The sequence below is a fragment of the Chromobacterium sinusclupearum genome (genome assembly GCF_002902845.1).
GTDB classification, from domain to species: Bacteria; Pseudomonadota; Gammaproteobacteria; order Burkholderiales; family Chromobacteriaceae; genus Chromobacterium; species Chromobacterium sinusclupearum.
In genome coordinates, this window is sequence record NZ_PPTF01000015.1 from 1 (window position 1) to 14,330 (window position 14,330).

Annotated in this window: 10 protein-coding genes and 1 tRNA gene; 4 read left to right on the forward strand and 7 right to left on the reverse strand. The window is 61.3% G+C overall.

Translation table 11 applies throughout. The features are described 5' to 3' along the window. The first annotated feature begins 450 nt into the window (after window positions 1–450). The 4 genes from C2134_RS03815 to C2134_RS03830 are packed head-to-tail and all read left to right on the forward strand — an operon-like array spanning window position 451 to window position 7,514. A complete protein-coding gene (locus tag C2134_RS03815) occupies window positions 451–2,004 on the forward strand; it encodes a class I SAM-dependent DNA methyltransferase (protein ID WP_103317658.1) in 1,554 nt (517 codons plus the stop codon). Continuing rightward, the gene (locus tag C2134_RS03820; RefSeq protein ID WP_103317660.1) at window positions 1,994–3,337 is read left to right on the forward strand and encodes a restriction endonuclease subunit S; all 1,344 of its coding nucleotides are present in this window, start codon (window positions 1,994–1,996) and stop codon (window positions 3,335–3,337) included. Before C2134_RS03815 ends, C2134_RS03820 begins: the two co-directional genes overlap by 11 nt. A 7-nt stretch (window positions 3,338–3,344) precedes the next feature. Then, the gene (locus C2134_RS03825; protein ID WP_103317662.1) at window positions 3,345–6,479 is read left to right on the forward strand and encodes a type I restriction endonuclease subunit R; all 3,135 of its coding nucleotides are present in this window, start codon (window positions 3,345–3,347) and stop codon (window positions 6,477–6,479) included. Between the two features lie 39 nt (window positions 6,480–6,518). Then, window positions 6,519–7,514 carry a restriction endonuclease gene (locus tag C2134_RS03830; RefSeq protein WP_103317663.1) on the forward strand — a complete coding sequence of 332 codons (996 nt, stop codon included), beginning with the start codon at window positions 6,519–6,521 and terminating at the stop codon, window positions 7,512–7,514. Between the two features lie 2 nt (window positions 7,515–7,516). Here the strand turns inward: C2134_RS03830 and C2134_RS03835 are convergent, their stop codons facing one another. From C2134_RS03835 to C2134_RS03865, 7 genes are all read right to left on the reverse strand, one after another. Further along, complete coding sequence (locus C2134_RS03835) at window positions 7,517–7,948, reverse strand: hypothetical protein (protein ID WP_146042090.1); 432 nt, start codon at window positions 7,946–7,948, stop codon at window positions 7,517–7,519. 228 nt (window positions 7,949–8,176) lie between these two features. Further along, window positions 8,177–8,252 (reverse strand) — tRNA-Thr (locus C2134_RS03840). A 46-nt stretch (window positions 8,253–8,298) separates the two neighbouring features. Beyond that, window positions 8,299–8,730 carry a hypothetical protein gene (locus tag C2134_RS03845; RefSeq protein WP_103317667.1) on the reverse strand — a complete coding sequence of 144 codons (432 nt, stop codon included), beginning with the start codon at window positions 8,728–8,730 and terminating at the stop codon, window positions 8,299–8,301. 307 nt (window positions 8,731–9,037) lie between these two features. Continuing rightward, a complete protein-coding gene (locus tag C2134_RS03850) occupies window positions 9,038–9,589 on the reverse strand; it encodes a cob(I)yrinic acid a,c-diamide adenosyltransferase (RefSeq protein ID WP_103317669.1) in 552 nt (183 codons plus the stop codon). Continuing rightward, window positions 9,586–12,201 (reverse strand): ribonuclease E domain-containing protein, encoded by a 2,616-nt coding sequence (locus tag C2134_RS03855; RefSeq protein WP_103317671.1) that lies wholly within the window; start codon window positions 12,199–12,201, stop codon window positions 9,586–9,588. The genes C2134_RS03850 and C2134_RS03855 overlap by 4 nt, the downstream gene beginning before the upstream one ends. After that, the gene (locus C2134_RS03860) at window positions 12,198–12,626 is read right to left on the reverse strand and encodes a DNA polymerase III subunit chi (RefSeq protein ID WP_103317673.1); all 429 of its coding nucleotides are present in this window, start codon (window positions 12,624–12,626) and stop codon (window positions 12,198–12,200) included. The genes C2134_RS03855 and C2134_RS03860 overlap by 4 nt, the downstream gene beginning before the upstream one ends. After that, window positions 12,613–14,178, reverse strand: a complete 1,566-nt coding sequence (locus C2134_RS03865) for a leucyl aminopeptidase (RefSeq protein ID WP_103317675.1) — start codon at window positions 14,176–14,178, stop codon at window positions 12,613–12,615. Before C2134_RS03865 ends, C2134_RS03860 begins: the two co-directional genes overlap by 14 nt. Between the last annotated feature and the right edge of the window lie 152 nt (window positions 14,179–14,330).

Genomic DNA, 14,330 nt, shown 5'->3' on the forward strand with positions numbered 1-14,330 from the left:
GCAGGGCCGGGCGCCTTTCGCGCCGACTCTTCGTTGTTCCGCGCTGGCAGAGAATGACTATGCGGCGCGCGAAACGCCTCGATTCGTCGCAAAATGCATCCCGGCGCGACCGCCCACCAAACGTCAACAGCCCCTATGGCAGCCGCCCATGCCTTGGCTTCAGTCTTGGATTCAAATGCAAAACCGCTGTTGCGCGAGCCGGCATGCCGCGCTGGTTGCAACTTTTATTGCCGTCCAATTGTCGCGCCTTTCGCTGCCCTGGAGGCGGCTGGGCTGACAGCCTGACGGGCGAAATATATCGTTCGCCTTTCATCTGCACGCCCCAAGGCGCCATCCTCGCATCCCGTCGCCCGGTGAAATCCCATATAGCGTAAAATAGCGGCCTATTGAATGCTGATGCGGGCATGCGCCACGCGTTCCTGCGATTTTTGAACGGAAATACCCATACCCATGCTTGACGATATCAAGAAGACCCTCTGGGCCGCGGCTGACAAGCTGCGCGCCAATATGGATGCCGCCGAATACAAGCACCTCGTCCTTGGCCTTATCTTCCTCAAGTACATCTCCGACACTTTCGCCGCCCGGCAGGCCGAATTGAAGAAGCGCTTCGCCGACGAGAGCGACGAATACTTCCTGCACGATTGCGATGATGAGCTGCTGGCGGAAGAGCTGGACGACCGGGACTACTACACGGCGGTGAACGTCTTCTGGGTGCCGGAAGCGGCCCGCTGGGAAAACTTGCGCGCCGCGGCCAAACAAACCGATATCGGCAAACGGGTGGATAATGCCCTGGCCGAAATCGAGGGCGAGAATCCCAAGCTCAAGGGCATTCTGGACAAGCGCTACGCTCGCGCCCAACTGCCGGATGGCAAGCTGGGCGAGCTGGTGGATTTGATTTCCACCATCGGCTTTGGCGAAGATGCCAGCCAGGCGCGCGACGTGCTGGGCCAGGTCTACGAATACTTCCTCGGCCAGTTCGCCAGCGCCGAGGGCAAAAAGGGCGGCCAGTTCTACACCCCGGCCTCTATCGTCAAGACCCTGGTGGCCGTGCTGGCGCCGCACCACGGCAAGGTGTACGACCCCTGCTGCGGCTCCGGCGGCATGTTCGTGCAGTCGGAAAAATTCATCGAAGCCCACGGCGGCAAACTGGGCGACGTGTCCATCTACGGCCAGGAATCCAACCCCACCACCTGGCGGCTGGCGGCGATGAACCTGGCCATTCGCGGCATAGACTACAACCTGGGCCGCGAGCCCGGCGACACCTTCACCCGCAACCAGCACCCGGACCTGCGCGCCGACTTCATCCTGGCCAACCCGCCGTTCAATATCAGCGACTGGTGGCACGGCAGCCTGGAAGGCGACCCGCGCTGGGCATACGGCACGCCGCCGCAAGGCAACGCCAACTACGCCTGGCTGCAGCACATGCTGCACCACCTCAAGCAGAATGGCCGCGCCGGCATCGTGCTGGCCAACGGCAGCATGTCCTCCAGTCAGAACAGCGAAGGCGTCATCCGCGCCGCCATGGTGGACGCGGACGTGGTGGAAGTGATGATTGCCCTACCCGGCCAATTGTTCTTCAACACCCAGATTCCCGCCTGCCTATGGTTCCTGGCCAAGCAGAAAACCACCCGCCAGGGCGAAGTGCTGTTCATCGACGCGCGCAAGTTGGGGACGATGATTTCGCGGGTGCAGGCCGAGCTGACCGACGACACCATAGAGCGCATCGCCCAGACCGTCGCCGCCTGGCGCGGCGAGGCCGAGGCTGGCGAGTATCAAGACATCCCCGGCTACTGCCGCAGCGTCAAGCTGGCCGAAATTGCCGAGCACGGCCATGTGCTGACACCGGGCCGCTATGTCGGCGCAGAAGAAGTGGAAGACGACGACGAAGCCTTTGCCGACAAGATGCAGAAGCTGACAGAACAACTGGGCGAGCAGATGGCCAAGGGTGCGGAACTGGATGCCTTGATTCGTCAGAAGCTGGGGGGGCTGGGGTATGAGTTCTGAGTGGAAAGAAAGCACCATAGGAGCGGTATGTAGTCGCGTTTTCTCTGGAGGCACACCGGCCTCCACCAAGTCTGAATACTACGGCGGAGATATTCCTTGGCTTCGAACCAAGGAGGTTAACTATACGAAAATTTACTCCACAGAAGAAACCATTTCAGAAGCAGGCCTTGCCGCTTCCTCGGCAAAGATAGTTCCCGTAAATTCCGTTGTCGTTGCGATGTACGGCAATGGGGATACTGCCGGCCGAGTGGCAATCACCAAGGTTCCTTTGACGACAAATCAAGCTTGCTGCAACCTGGTAATTGACCCATCTAAAGCAGATTACAGGTTCATCTACTATTACCTTAAAGCAAGCTACAAGGCGCTTGTCGACTTAAAGAACGGCGGTGCTCAACAAAACCTAAATGGCAAGCTAATCAAGTCGTTTCCGATTCAAGTTCCTGAGGTGGAAGTTCAAAGGGAAATTGGAAGTTTCCTTGAGTCCCTTGATGACCGCATCACCCTCCTGCGCGAAACCAACGCCACGCTGGAAGCCATCGCCCAAGCCTTGTTCAAATCCTGGTTTGTCGATTTCGACCCCGTGCGCGCCAAAATGGAAGGCCGCGCCCCGGAAGGCATGGACGAAGCCACGGCGGCGCTGTTCCCGGATGGATTCGAGGAGTCGGAGCTGGGGCTGGTGCCGAGGGGGTGGCGGTTGATTCGATTCGGGCAGCTTCTTTCCCATACCATCGGTGGTGATTGGGGAAGTGAGGAGCCGGACGCCAAAAATGAGATGAGAGTGGCAATTATTCGAGGAACTGATATTCCAGACTTACAGCGTGGAGCAGATAGTCGAGTTCCAATTCGATATACCTCTGCCAAGAAGCTGGCGACTCGAAAGCTCCAAGCCGGAGATATTGTCTTGGAGGTTTCTGGTGGTAGCAAAGACCAGCCGACTGGTCGTTCCTTATTTTTAACAGAAGGCCTGCTCCAACAGTTCGACTGCCCAGTAGAGCCTGCAAGTTTCTGTAGGTTGTTGCGCCCCCAATCCGAACACATTGGGATTCTCTTAGGGCAACACCTTACCTACATTTATGCACAAGGGAAAACTTGGGAATATCAAAACCAGAGCACTGGCATAGCCAATTTCCAAACAACTCACTTCCTTGAGGCGGAGCCTGTTGCGGTTCCATCTGATGAGGTTCTTTCTGCATTTGCCAGTATCGTGTGCCCAATGATTGACCGTAGCCATCTGACCCAAGTGCAACGGTTGGCAGAAATTCGCGACACCCTTCTCCCCCGCCTGATTTCCGGCCAACTCCGCCTGCCCGAGGCGGAAGCGCTCATTGCCTGAGAACACCATGACCGAAGACCAACTGGAACAGGAAACCCTAGGCTGGCTGGAAGACGTCGGCTACACCCGTCTGTTTGGCCCGGACCTGGCGCCGGAAGGCCCTGATTGCGAGCGGGCCGACTACCGCCAGGTGCTGTTGCTGGAGCGGCTGCGTAGCGCCATGGCCCGGCTCAACCCGGGCATTCCGCTGGCGGCGCGCGAGGATGCGCTGCGCCAGGTGCAGGAGCTGGGCATCCCAGCCCTACTGTCCGCTAACCGCCGTTTCCACCAGTTGCTGGTGGGCGGGGTGCCGGTGGAGGTGCAGAAAGACGGCGAAATGCGCGGCGACTTTGTGCGCCTCATCGACTGGGCCAACCCGGCCGCCAATGAATGGCTGGCGGTGAACCAATTCGCCATCAAGGGGCCGCGCCACAGCCGCCGCCCGGACATCATTCTGTTTGTGAATGGCTTGCCGCTGGCGCTGCTGGAGCTGAAGAACCCGGCGGATGAAAACGCCGATATCTGGAAAGCCTACGAGCAGATTCAGACCTACAAGGAACAGATACCGGATGTTTTCCAGTACAACGAAATCCTGGTGATTGCCGATGGTTCCGAAGCCCGCATGGGTTCGCTGTCGGCCAATGCCGAGCGCTATATGCAGTGGCGCACCATCGATGGCGTCACGCTGGACCCGCTGGGGCAGTTCAACGAACTGGAAACTCTGGTGCGCGGCGTGCTGGCGCCGGCCTATCTGCTCGATTATCTGCGCTTCTTCGTGCTGTTTGAGGATGACGGCAAGCTGGTGAAGAAGATTGCCGGCTACCACCAGTTTCACGCGGTGCGCGCCGCCATTCAGCAGGTGGTGATGTCTTCCCGCCCCGGCGGCAGCCACAAGGGCGGCGTGGTGTGGCATACCCAGGGCAGCGGCAAGAGCATCACCATGACCTGTTTCGCCGCGCGGGTGATGCAGGACGCCGCGATGGAAAACCCAACCATCGTGGTGATTACCGACCGCAACGACCTGGACGGGCAGCTGTTTGGCGTGTTCTCGCTGGCGCAGGACCTGCTGCGGGAGCAGCCGGTGCAGGTAGCCACACGCCAGGACTTGCGCGCCAAGCTGGCCAACCGGCCTTCCGGCGGCATTGTGTTCGCCACCATCCAGAAGTTCATGCCCGGCGAGGATGAAGACAGCTTCCCCATGCTGTCCGACCGCCGCAATATCGTGGTCATCGCCGACGAGGCGCATCGCACCCAGTATGGCTTTGAGGCCAAGCTCAAGACGCTGAAGGCCCCGAAAACCGCCGCCAATGACGATAAGCTCCAGCGGGCGGCCGAGCCGCACGCCGTGTATCAGGTGGGTTATGCCCAGCATCTGCGCGATGCCTTGCCCAACGCCACCTTCGTCGCTTTCACCGGCACGCCGGTGTCCAGCGAGGACCGCGACACCCGGGCGGTGTTTGGCGACTATATCCACGTCTACGACATGCAGCAGGCCAAGGAGGACGGCGCCACGGTGGCCATCTACTTTGAATCCCGCCTGGCCAAGCTGTCGCTCAAGGCGGACGAGCTGCCGTTGATAGACGAGGAAGTGGACGAGCTGGCCGAGGATGAAGAGGAAAGCCAGCAGGCCAAGTTGAAGAGCCGCTGGGCGGCCCTGGAAAAGGTGGTTGGCGCGGAACCGCGCATCGAAGCGGTGGCGGCGGACCTGGTGGCCCACTACGAGGAACGCTGCAAGGCGCAGAACGGCAAGGCCATGGTGGTGGCCATGAGCCGCGACATCTGTGTCCACCTCTACAACGAAATCATCAGGCTGCGTCCGGACTGGCATGATGCCGACCCGGAAAAAGGCGTCATCAAGATTGTGATGACCGGCTCGGCCAGCGACAAAGCGCTGCTGCGGCCGCACATCTACAACCATCAAACCAAGAAACGCCTGGAAAAACGCTTCAAAGACCCCGCCGACCCTTTGCGCCTGGTCATCGTGCGCGACATGTGGCTCACCGGCTTCGACGCGCCTTGCGTGCATACCCTGTATGTGGACAAGCCGATGAAGGGCCACAACCTGATGCAGGCCATCGCGCGGGTCAACCGGGTGTTCAAGGACAAGCAAGGCGGCCTGGTGGTGGACTATATCGGCATCGCCAACGAGCTGAAATCGGCGCTCAAGGAATACACCGCTAGCAATGGCCGCGGCAAGCCGACCGTGGATGCCGCCGAAGCCTATGCCATCCTGGCGGAGAAGCTCGACATCCTGCAGAGCATGCTGCATGGCTACGACTATAGCGACTTCCTGACGGCGGGCCACAAATGCTTGGCCGGCGCAGCCAACCATATTCTGGGGCTGGAGGATGGCAAGAAGCGCTTCGCCGATGCCGCGCTGGCGATGAGCAAGGCCTTCACGCTGTGCTGCACGCTGGACGAAGCCAAGGCCCTGCGCGAGGAAGTGGCGTTCATGCAGGCGGTCAAGGTCATTCTGACCAAGCGCGATATCAGCCAGCAGAAGCGCGCCGATGAAGAGCGGGAGCTGGCTATCCGCCAAATCATCGGCTCGGCGGTGGTGTCCGACGAAGTGGTGGATGTCTTCGAAGCCGTTGGCCTCGATAAACCCAATATTGGCATCCTGGATGAAGCCTTTCTGGCGGAGGTGCGCAATCTGCCTGAGCGCAACCTGGCGGTAGAGCTGCTGGAGCGCCTGCTGGAAGGCGAAGTGAAAAGCCGCTTCTCCGGCAACGTGGTGCAGGAGAAGAAGTTCTCCGAAATGCTGGCTAATGTGGTGAAGCGCTACCAGAACCGCTCCATTGAAACGGCTCAGGTCATCGAGGAACTCATCGAGATGGCCAAGAAGTTTCATGAAGCGGCCAACCGCAGCGAAGCGTTGGGCTTGTCTGAAGATGAAATCCGCTTTTACGACGCCCTTGCCAACAACGAGTCCGCGGTGCGCGAGCTGACGGACGAGACGCTGAAAAAGATTGCCCATGAACTGACTGACAATCTGCGCAAAAACCTCACCGTGGACTGGTCGGCGCGCGAAAGCGTCCGCGCCAAGCTGAGGCTGATGGTGAAGCGGATTCTGCGCAAGTACAAGTATCCGCCGGACCAGCAGGACGGCGCCGTGGAGCTGGTGCTGCAGCAGGCGCAAGCCCTGGGTGAAGCGTGGATTTGATGCGGGCTGTTGTGAAAATAATGTCAAAAAAGGATTGCTATGGGCTCAACCTGGCTCGTGCGCGCCGATAGTGGCGGCCGTCTTGCTCCGGAATTCAAATCCAGGGCCATCGTCGCCATTGGCTGGATTGAAGCGGGGAATACCTTGGACCTTGTCACACGCGAAGACTTTTCGCAGCGTATGGCAGAGGCTTACCCGGAGGATTCAAAGCCCAAACAGCGCAGCGCCGCAGGGCAGGTGTTCCGGTTTGTGCGCGAAGTGCAAGTCGGCGACCAAGTGGTGACCTACGACAGTGCCCGCCGTCTTTATCTGGTTGGCAGGATTGTCAGCGCCGCACGGTATGACGCCACCCTGTTTGAGGGGGAGTTTCCGACCTACCGCCAGATTGAGTGGCTGCACGAGGTGGCGCGGGATGACTTGACGGTCAAGGCCAAGAACTCGCTGGGTTCGACATTGACCCTCTTCAAGGTCTCGGCAGAAATCTACCGTGAGTTTGAAGCCCTGATGGGCGGCGGGCAGCCACAACAAGCAAGCGAGGAAGACGAGGGGCTTGAGGAAGAGGACCTCCTGCAGGATTTGCAAGCAAGGTCCCTCGAGTTCATCAAAGACCGGGTGAGCAAACTCGATTGGGAGCAGATGCAGGACCTGACGGCAGGGTTGCTGCGTGCTATGGGGTATAAAACCCGCGTGTCGCCCTCGGGGCCCGACCGCGGGAAGGATATTGTTGCTTCGCCGGATGGCTTCGGTTTTGAACAGCCACGCATCATCGTCGAGGTGAAGCATCGTCGCGGCCAGATGGGGACACAGGAAGTGCGTGGTTTTCTGGCCGTCATCCGGCACCCTGGGGACAAGGGTTTGTACGTCAGCACTGGTGGGTTCTCACGTGAAGCCTATTACGAGGCCGAACGCGCAAATAACCCCATCACATTGATGGACCTGGATGACCTTGTCGAGGCCATCCTCGAACACTATGAGGCGATGGACCTGGAAACGCGCGTGCTGTTGCCGCTGAAACGGGTTTACTGGCCGGCCTGACTCTAGCCGGCAAGGATTAAATGCTCCCTGTGGCTGACCTTCTGTAGGTAATGCAGATGCGGCAGCTCGCCCGGGTAGCCGAGCCTGCATGCCTCCTGGCAAAGCGCCCAGGATTGCGTCCTGACACCATGAAGCCCTGGCTGCCGGGCAATGCGCTCTAGCGTGTCTGCCAGGACTGCGTAGTGGCGTTGCTGGGCTTGTGAGGTCAACAAGGCGTACAGCTCGGCCATCTCTTGTTTGGTGCGCCGCCAGGTCCAGGCTGTCCGTCCTCGAGCTTCGCGACGGACCAGCTCGCAGCCAAGCCAAGTCAGCCGTGGCCTCGCGGTAACGGGTTTCAATGTCTCGGCCTCCAGCCCTGTGCCCTCGCTTGCCAGCAGCAGCCATTCCACCTGTCCCGCGCCCGCTGGCCAATACGCCTCTTCTTCCGCATCCATCATGTCGCCCAGGGTGGGCGTGCGGATTTCGATTTCCTTGAACTGTCAGCTTGGCTTGGCTGTCTCCACCCGCGGCTTGAGAGCAGCACTGCCGAGGGGATTTTGCGCAGCCGTAGAGTGGGCGAGCGGCAGGATTGAGACTACGAAAAGCGAACTACTGACCGGGGGAAGTTTGGGATTTGCGGAAAAAACAAACGGGCCTTGTATCGCTACAAGGCCCGTGGAATATGGTGCCGGCGGCAGGAATCGAACTCGCGACCCCCTGATTACAAGTCAGGTGCTCTACCAACTGAGCTACACCGGCGAAGAGATGTGGATTATGCCTGTCCGTTTATTGGCTGACAAGAGGTTTAATGTTTTTTCTTGTGCTTTTGATGAGGATGGGTAGTTAACTTTTTGTTTTTATGCGCTTTGTGTTTATGCACCTTCGCCGGCCTATGCGCGTGTTTTTTTGCTTGGCGGGCCTTGGGCGCTTTGGCGGCGGAGTGGGCTGGCTTGGCCTTGGCGCGATGTTTCTTGGCTTCGTGCGTTTTCGCCGCGTGTTTTTTGCCATGGGCCTTGCCAGATTTGGCATGCGTGCCTTTGGCTTTCGGCGCGCGCGTGGCTTTAGGGGCGCTGTGGGACGTCGCAGCCTTGGCGCGCGGCTGATGCAGCGGCTTGGCGGCAGGCGCCGGCTGAAAATCGCCAGGCAAGGGCTGATCTTCTGGTTCGGCGTGGCTTAGCGGGCTAGCAACGGCCAGGCCGATGGCGATGAACGGACTGATGAGCTTGATCAGATTCATGTTTTTATCGGATTTTGTTGGTCATGGCTGACGAACTGGATCGCAGCGGTATCAGCCTATATTAGCATGAGTGCGGCGGGGGGCCAGGAGTCGGCCTCCTGAGGAGACTGCGGCTGGGATCGGCGTGGCGCATCTCATCGTGCCGCGCTTGCGTTACAGGCCAGGGGCCGATGGCGGCCTCGTATGGCATGATCTTGCGATCATGCGCAAGGGCCGGCAAGCCAAACAGGCTGGCTGCCCATTGGACAACCAGCCTGTTTTGACTTTGCGCTGCGAACAAAACCGCGCAGACTATCTGAGCCAAGACTCAGCGTTCCCTCCCCGGCTTCCACAACACATCCGGCACCCCGCCCTCGCGATTCAGATAGCGGGCCAGCACGAACAGGAAATCCGACAGTCGGTTCAGGTAGCGGCGCAAGGGCTGGGACAAGGTCTCTTCCCGCGCCAACGCGACGATGCTGCGCTCGGCGCGGCGGCAGATGGAGCGCGCCTGGTGGGCCAGCGCCGCCGTGCGCAGGCCGCCCGGCAGAATGAACTCCTTCAGCGGGCCCAGCTCTTCATTCATGAAGGCCACCAAGCCTTCCAGGGCCTGCACATGGCTGTCGGTGAGCGCGCTATAGCCCGGCACGGCCAGCTCCGATCCCAGATCGAACAGATCGTGCTGGATTTCCGCCAGCCATTGCGCCATCGGCTGCGGCGGTTGATCGGCCAACAACACGCCGATCACCGAGTTCAGCTCGTCCACGTCGCCCAATGCCTGAATCCGAGGGCTGTCCTTGGCCACGCGGCTGCCATCGCCGAGTCCGGTGGAGCCATCGTCGCCGGTTCGGGTCACAATATCCGACAATCGGTCGCTCATGGCTGCTCCTCGTCCTTGCCTGCGCTGCCTGCATGATGCAGCGCCTCGCGCAGGCTTTCTTTCAGCGCGTCGCTGAATAGCATTTCGTAATCCTCTTTCAGTTGATGCATCATGCCGGACAGCATTTGCTTGGCCTGCACTTCGATGGCGTCCTGCAGCCACAGCGACAGCTCCACTTTCATCCTCGGCAGCATCTGCTCGTATAGCGACTCGAACAAGGCTTGTTCGTCCAAGGGCGGCGGAAGCGGCCGGCCAGCGGCCGCCGCAGAGGCCATGGCGGCGACGCTGACCACAGACACGGGCAACGCGGCAGCCTCGGCTATCGATGCCTCGGCCGCCGCTTGCTCTTGTCCACGCTCCAGCAAGCCGGACAAGGCCGGCATGTCTTCGTCTTCCAGCGGCGCAGGCTGCGGCACGCCCTCATACAGCATGCTGACAGCGGCAGCGTCCAGATCATTGGCGACTTCGGTTTCCAGCTGCGGCTCGGCAAATGCCGCCAGCTCGCCCGCCATGGATTCGGTCAGAGCCTGCTCCGGCGCAGCGCCGGCTGCTTGAGCATCGACGGCCTCAATCCGCGTTTCGGGCTCTGCCGCAAACTGGCCGGCCATCGCATCGGTCGGCGCAAGCTCCGGCACCGGCTCATACAACGTCTGAATCGCTGCAGCAGACGCGTCATCAGCCTGCCCGAAGTCGATTACCGCTTCAGGCTCGACAAGCGGCTGGTCGATGGCCAGTTCAGGCAGCGCCTCCGCCTCGGCAGGAGAGATATCGCTGAGCGCTGCATTTTCGGACTGAGATTCGGCAACGGACTCCGCCCCAGCCTCCAGCGCCTCACTCGCAAGCTCTGGCAATGGCACCTGCTCGACCAGTGGCGTAAGCGACGCGGCTGCGGCGGCCTCTTCGGCAAGCGCCACGCCCTCCTCGCCCAAGCCCTCCATAGCATCAACTGGCAACGCTTCCGTAGCCGGCTGCGCATTCACTGGCGACTCCGGCAACGCGGCCGCCTCGCCGACCGGAGCCTCCTCGACAATAGCCACGGGGGCCGCGGGCAAGTCGGCCTCGTCCAGCGCCACTTCGGTCACCACCGGCAGCTCGGGCAAGGCAACGGCATCGTAAGCCAGCGCTTCAGACGCAGCTTCGTCAGCAACAACCAGCGGCTCGTCCTTGGCTGCCTGGACATCCGGAGAAGCTTCTACCGCGCTCGGCAGCTCTGGCAGCGCCATGGCCTCATCAAGCTGCTCGCCCAGAGCAGACTCGCCATCTTGATCCGCTAGACCCGGCTCGGATACGACGTCGGAAACTTCCAACAATTCGGGAATGGGCGCCTCAATCAGGGACTCTTCAAGCTCTGGCATGGCCTCGGCTACGGAAGCGTCCATCTCCAACGCCTCAGACGGAGTAGCCTGTGCTGGCTCGATCTCCTCGCCCACTGCTTCAAGCGCATCTTGCTCGTTCGCCAACGCCGCCACCGCTTCTGCCGCCTCCAGCGAGTCCGGAATAGCGGGGAGGCCTTCGGAGACAGACGACCCCGCGTTCTCGTCGGCTGACGAGTCCGCCTGCGCAGCCAGTTGCGCGCGCTCTTCCGCCAAGACTCGCTCCGCCTCCTGCAACACATCCTGCAGCGATGGCGCCTCAGGAGCCGTTTCGCTTGCGGGCTGGCCTTCTGGCTTGGGCAAATCGTTCAGCCATTCCAGGCCGGTTTCAGGTGCCGGCTCGCGGCCGATGCCGCCGCCCAACACGCCGCTGGGCAAGCTGTCCAAGGGAATGGAAACAAAAGGCTGGGCCGCATCATCCTGCGGCGCGCCCGGTTCCGCCGGGCTTGCCAGCGAAGCCTGCGTCGCCTCGGCCTGCAGCTTCGGCGCGGGTTCGGCAAGAAGCGCCTCTTGAAGCTCCGCCACGCTGGATTCATCTGCAGGCAATTGCGCAGCGGCGGCGGCCACGTCGTTCCAGCTCAAATCCTCGCCAGCGGCGCTTTGATTGGCAGGCGCAAGCTCTGGCACGGGTTCGGCCGCTAGCGCCTCGTGAAGCTCCGCTACGCCGGATTCATCCGCAGGCAGTTGCGCAGCGGCGGCAGCCACGTCGTCCCAGCTCAAATCCTCGCTAGCGGGGCTTTGATCGGCAGGCGCAAGCTCTGGCAGCGGGACGTTGTCTTGCGCAACGGGAGGCAAGTCCGGCAAAGACTCCGGCTGCAGATCCGCCGCCTCGACAAAAGCCTCCAGCCCCGGCGTGGTCGCAGCCGGCTCACGCGGCTCCAGCACAAAGTCGAGCGCGGTATGTTCATCGGGTGAAGCGGATGCGTCGGTCAGCTCCAAGGAGGGCAAGGAGCTGAAGTCCAGCATGGGAGAGGCGGGCTCCACCGCCAGCTCCTCGCCGGCCAGCAGATCCTCCAGCGTCAGCTCGGGAATTTCCAGAGCCACGCCGCCAGCCCCCGGCGGATCCTCCGTCAGCTCATGTTCCAGCAGGTCCAACTCAGAGGAAAAATCGAACTCGGGCACGTCGATGCCGGCCTCTTCGGCCAGCGTCGGCACGGCCTGCTCGTCCACCACCTCGGTCAGTACCGGCAGATTCAATCCGGACCAGTCGGGTTCATTGGCTTTCGGCGACTCAGTCATGTCTGCGTTTGACTCATGTCGTGATGTTCGATTTCGCAGCCTCGCTCTCGGTAGGCGCGGAAACGCTCGCGGGCAGTCGCCAGCGAGGCCGAATCGCGCCCCACGATTTCAAGAATGCGCGTAAACCGCTCGAATGCATAGGGTACATACGGTCCCAGGTTCAACAGCACCGGATGCGCCAGATCGTCCGGCAGCGTTGCGGCCAGCCAAACCGGCGTCTCGGCCGCTTCCGCCACCTCAAGCCTGCAGTGCGGCACGAAGCGAGTATCGCCAAAGCTCCACAAACGGTTGCTGAACACATCGACGCTGCGTTCGCTGTCCAGCCAGATCAGCAACCGTTCCTTCTTGCGCTGCACCGTATCCGCCAACCGGCAGGCAAACTCCTGCGGGTCGGCGACATTGGTGTAAAAATCAATCTTGGTCATCTTCCGCCACTTCGGGCGCCTCACGGCGCGGACGGCCGCGGCGCACCACGTTGCCTAGCGCGATGTCGGCGCGATCCTGCAGGAATTGCACCAAGAGCGGCACCGGACGCGCGGTGGCGCCCTTGTCCTTGCCGCCCTTCCAAGCGGTGCCGGCGATGTCCAGGTGCGCCCAGTCGTAGGCCTTGGCATAGCGCGACAGGAAGCAGGCCGCGGTGATGCTGCCGCCCGGACGGCCGCCGATATTGGCCATGTCGGCGAACGGGCTCTTCAGCAGTTCCTGATATTCGTCCCACAGCGGCATATGCCAGGCGCGGTCCGCCACTTCCTCGCCCGCGGCCAGCAGTTCGCGCGCCAGGCTGTCCTGGTTGCTGTACAGGCCGGTGGCGATATGGCCCAGCGCGATGACGCAGGCGCCCGTCAGCGTGGCCACATCGATGACCGTGGCCGGATTGAAGCGCTCGGCATAGGTCAACGCGTCGCACAGGATCAAGCGGCCTTCGGCATCGGTGTTCAGGATTTCAATGGTCTGGCCGGACATGGAGGTGACGATGTCGCCCGGCTTGTTGGCGTTGCCGTTGGGCATGTTCTCGCAGGCCGGGACGATGGCGATGACGTTCAGCGGCAGATTCATTTCCACCGCGGCGCGGAAGGCGCCCAGCACGGTGGCGGCGCCGCACATGTCGTACTTCATCTCGTCCATGCCCTCGCCCGGTTTCAGCGAGATGCCGCCGGAATCGAAGGTGATGCCCTTGCCCACCAGCACGATGGGCTTATCGTTCTTGTCCTTGGCGCCGTTGTGCCTGAGCACGATCAGGCGGGCCTCTTCCACGCTGCCCTTGGCTACGGACAGGAAGGAATGCATGCCGAGTTCGGCAATCTCGCTGGGGCCGAGGATTTCCGCGGCCGCGCCGAAGGTTTCGGCGACTTTGCGCGCTTCTTCGGCCAGATAGTTCGGGGTGCAGACATTGCCCGGCAGATTGCCCAGGTCTTTGGCCAGCTTCATGCCGTTGCCGATGGCCAGGCCGCGTTGCAGGCCCTTCTCGCCGTCGGCCAGATCGCTGCGGCGCGGCACGGCCAGCGTCAGCTTGCGCGGCTCGCGCACGGACTCATCCTGTTTGCTCTTGAAGCGGTCGAAACGGTACAGCGCGTCCAGCGTCACCACGGCGGCCTGTTCGATCATCCACTCAACGTCATGTTTCTTGACTGTCAGTTCGGACAGATAGCTCACCGCCTCGCCGGCGGCGGTCTGGGTCAGCGCCTTGATCGAAGTGCGAACGGCCTCGCGGTATTCCTTGGCGCGGAAGTCGCGCTCCTTGCCCAGGCCGACCAGCATCACGCGGTCGCACAGGGTATGCGGCACCGAATGCAGCACCAGCGTGCTGCCCAGCTTGCCCTCCATATCGCCATGGCGAAGCACGTCGCTGATGAAGCCGTTGGAGATGCGATCAAGCAAATCCGCGGCGAAAGTCAGTTTGCGGGATTCGTAAACGCCGACGATCACGCACGCGACGCGCTGCTTCTCCGGGCTGCCGCTTTTTATGTTAAATTCCATAGGTACTCCGCTGTAGAACGAGTGTCGTTGCCCACCTCATGACGGCCGTCTAAGCTCGGGGAAGACGGACGGCTAGGCCGCCAATGAACGCAGGATTGTTGTTTGGTCCGATTTTGCCGGAAATGGCGCTTCAGGATTGTCTCATTGAATTA

Coding starts and splice junctions, on each gene's coding strand:
- C2134_RS03835 (WP_146042090.1), bottom strand. CDS start 7,948: ATGGATGCGGAAGAAGAGGCGTATTGGCCAGCGGGCGCGGGACAGGTG.
- C2134_RS03865 (WP_103317675.1), bottom strand. CDS start 14,178: ATGGAATTTAACATAAAAAGCGGCAGCCCGGAGAAGCAGCGCGTCGCG.
- C2134_RS03860 (WP_103317673.1), bottom strand. CDS start 12,626: ATGACCAAGATTGATTTTTACACCAATGTCGCCGACCCGCAGGAGTTT.
- C2134_RS03815 (WP_103317658.1), top strand. CDS start 451: ATGCTTGACGATATCAAGAAGACCCTCTGGGCCGCGGCTGACAAGCTG.
- C2134_RS03855 (WP_103317671.1), bottom strand. CDS start 12,201: ATGACTGAGTCGCCGAAAGCCAATGAACCCGACTGGTCCGGATTGAAT.
- C2134_RS03830 (WP_103317663.1), top strand. CDS start 6,519: ATGGGCTCAACCTGGCTCGTGCGCGCCGATAGTGGCGGCCGTCTTGCT.
- C2134_RS03825 (WP_103317662.1), top strand. CDS start 3,345: ATGACCGAAGACCAACTGGAACAGGAAACCCTAGGCTGGCTGGAAGAC.
- C2134_RS03820 (WP_103317660.1), top strand. CDS start 1,994: ATGAGTTCTGAGTGGAAAGAAAGCACCATAGGAGCGGTATGTAGTCGC.
- C2134_RS03850 (WP_103317669.1), bottom strand. CDS start 9,589: ATGAGCGACCGATTGTCGGATATTGTGACCCGAACCGGCGACGATGGC.
- C2134_RS03845 (WP_103317667.1), bottom strand. CDS start 8,730: ATGAATCTGATCAAGCTCATCAGTCCGTTCATCGCCATCGGCCTGGCC.